This window comes from Deltaproteobacteria bacterium (assembly GCA_009930495.1).
GTDB lineage: Bacteria > Desulfobacterota > Desulfovibrionia > Desulfovibrionales > Desulfomicrobiaceae > Desulfomicrobium.
Genome location: RZYB01000249.1, coordinates 1 through 2,982, shown reverse-complemented (window position 1 = coordinate 2,982; position 2,982 = coordinate 1). Strand labels below are relative to the sequence as shown.

General features: G+C 61.3%; 4 protein-coding genes. All 4 read left to right on the top strand.

Annotation, left to right across the window (positions count from 1 at the left end; genetic code table 11):
* Window positions 1-1,225: site-specific integrase (locus EOL86_13295; protein ID NCD26550.1), on the top strand; the 1,225-nt coding region annotated here is incomplete at its 5' end.
* Window positions 1,226-1,227: 2 nt separating this feature from the next.
* Window positions 1,228-1,950 (top strand): hypothetical protein, encoded by a 723-nt coding sequence (locus EOL86_13290; protein NCD26549.1) that lies wholly within the window; start codon window positions 1,228-1,230, stop codon window positions 1,948-1,950.
* A 90-nt stretch (window positions 1,951-2,040) separates the two neighbouring features.
* The gene (locus EOL86_13285) at window positions 2,041-2,256 is read left to right on the top strand and encodes a DNA-binding protein (GenBank protein NCD26548.1); all 216 of its coding nucleotides are present in this window, start codon (window positions 2,041-2,043) and stop codon (window positions 2,254-2,256) included.
* A gap of 161 nt (window positions 2,257-2,417) precedes the next feature.
* On the top strand, window positions 2,418-2,982 hold a 565-nt coding region (locus EOL86_13280), incomplete at its 3' end, for a bifunctional DNA primase/polymerase (GenBank protein NCD26547.1).

The following is a 2,982-nucleotide window of genomic DNA, read 5'->3' as shown; positions in this document are numbered from 1 at the left end:
GGTGGGTGGCGTGACCGGCCTCGGCCTCAACGTCTCCGAGACGGGCGCGGCATCGTGGGTGCTCCGGGTCACTATTGCGGGCCAACGGAGAGACATCGGACTCGGGGGCTATCCCGACGTTACCCTGGCCGCCGCGCGTGAAGCCGCACGGACCGTGCGGGAGAAAATCAAACAGGGCATAGATCCCGTGGCCGAAGCCCTGGCCGCACGCCGCGCCATGGCTGCGGAGCAAGCCAAGCTCATGACCTTTGCCTTTGCCGCCGAAAAATACATCCAGGCGCATGAGGCGGGCTGGGCAAACCCCAAGCACAAACAACAGTGGCGCAACACCCTGGAACAATATGCCGCCCCGCTCCTCGGTGAGCTGGATGTCCGGACCATCGAGACCGCCCACATTGTCAAAGTGCTGGAGCCGATCTGGTCCACCAAGACGGAGACGGCAAAGCGCCTGCAGGGCCGGATTGAACGAGTTCTGGACTGGTGCATCGTGCGCGAGTTCCGGTCCGGACCGAATCCTGCCCAATGGCGCGGACGCCTGGACGCGATTCTGCCACGACCTGGCAAGGTCTCAAAAAAAGAAAACTTCCCCGCCCTGCCTTATTCGCAAATCCATGATTTCGTGACAGAACTCCGAGGTTGCGCGGGCACGGCCGCACAGGCGCTAGAGTTCCTCATCCTGACCGCCGCACGTTCCGGCGAGGTTCGCGGCCTGGATTGGTCGGAAATCGACACGGAGCGGGCACTGTGGACGATCCCTGCCACGCGCATGAAGATGAAGCGCGACCATTGCCAGCCGTTGAGCCGGGCGGCCCTGGCCATCCTCGGACAAATTCCAGAGCATGAACGACAGGGGATTGTGTTCAAGGGTATGCGTGGTGCTCCAGTGTCAGATGCAACACTCACGGCGGTTATTCGGCGCATGAACGCCAAACGTGAGCGCACCGGCCTCCCGGCCTGGAAAGACCCCCAGCAAGATCGGGAAATCACCGTCCATGGCTTCCGGTCCAGCTTTAGGACGTGGGGCGCTGAAACGGGAACCTATCCCCGCGAGGTAGTGGAAAAGGCCCTCTCTCACGACGTGGCGGGCAAGGTTGAGGCCGCATATCAGCGGTCGGAATATATCGACGCCCGGCGGCGACTGTTGGAGGATTGGGCCGAGTTCGTTGAAAGCGGCGAAGTGCAAAAGGTCGTCGCGCTGGCCACGGTAAGTCAAAGAGGGGCTTAAAAATGCACGAGACAAAACGCTTGGAGTCGTGGTTGTCCAGTTGGCAACGCGAACTTGACTCTGACAACATGGAAGAACTTGTTGAGTTTCAGCGCGTGGTCATGGAAGAGATCAAGCGCACGCCCCCAGAGGAGGCCGAGCGAATCGCGGCCCGCCTGGAACAGCTGCGCCCCCAAGGTGATGTAGTCGATGAAGAGCTTGTGCGGGTGACTGAAAATTGCGGAATGGACAAGCGGAGCGCAATCAAATTCATGCAGGTAGCCGCAGACTACATACGCAGAGGAGTTAACTTACCGCCCCTCCTCGGCCGATGGTTGGCTGATGCATTGGAGGCCGCAACCTATCCAGAACGCTACGTTCCAAGCGCGGAAAATGACCCTGAAGGCGCTGCTGTTCTGATGGCGCTGGGACTGAAAGGCGGCCGTGCTCGCGCTCCAAGGATTGAAATTACAGGTCACTTTCTTTCTCTGCTGATGGGTGGTCAATTCCGCGCTCAAGCCATAAAAAAAACAGCGGAAAAATTCGACGTATGCGAAAAGACGGTGCGGCGTTGCGTTGATGGCTGCATTGGCCAGCTCGATGAATATCACAAAGAGCTACAAAAGACCGAACAAACCGCGAAAAAGGAAAGTCCTGGCAAGTCCTTTCATGAAAGTGCTCTCAAAAAAAAGCACAACCATCTTAAATTGATAAAAAAATACCGGCGTTCCCCCCAAGACATATAGCCCCCATCCTCCTGTCCTAAAATCATACGTAATCACATAATCGTAAGCCGCACCACATGGTCCGGCACATCTCACCTAGGAGGTACGATTATGTCTGCTACATTTCCATCCCCCACCACGCAGGGTTTCGATTCGTTGCCGTCGTCGGCGATGATCCCGGCCAAGGTAGTCGCCCAGGTCCTCGGCGTCAGCGCGTCCACCGTCTGGCGCATGGTCGCGTCCGGCCAGCTCACCCCCGTCCGGGTCGGAGAACGTAACACCCGGTTCCGCGTGGCGGACATCCGCCGGATCGCTGGGCAGGAGTAGCCCATGGGAAAAAAGCGAACCCCCAGCTACCGGGCCTGGGCCTGGATGCTGGGGGTGAACCGCGTGAAACATGGAGCGCGTGACGCCGCCTATGTTCCACCTCTGCCCCAGTCCGTCAACCCGCCACGGTATACCCGGTGGCGGCGTGTAGGAGGGCGGGCATGACCGATTCTTCCACCGATCTCCTCTCCGCAGCCCTGCGGTATGCAGCCCTGGGTCTGCCTGTGTTCCCGTGCTCCCTCGAAAAAAAGCCCATGACCACCCACGGCCACCATGACGCCACGACCGACCCGGGCAGCATCCGGGCCATGTTCGCACCTCCAGGCGTGGCCGGTATCGGCGTTCCGACCGGGCCAGCATCCGGCTGGCTGGTCATCGACCGCGACCGCCACGGAGACGTGGACGGTATCGCCGCCTGCCACGCCCTGGAGCAGGAGCTCGGGCCACTGGCGCCCACGCGGCACCAGCGCACGGGGTCCGGTGGTGACCAGCTCATCTACCGCTATCCTGCGGACCGGCGCGTCCCGTGCAGTGCTGGCCGCATCGCCCAGGGCGTGGATGTCCGGGGCGACGGCGGCTATATCGTGGTCCCGCCCTCCCGGAATGAGCGCGGGCCATACACATGGATACGGGACACCGAGCCCGTGGACCTGCCCACCCTGTGGCTGGATCGACTGGCCGCGCGGCCCAGGCCGGAACGGGCACCAGTCCCCGCCGTCCAGGTCA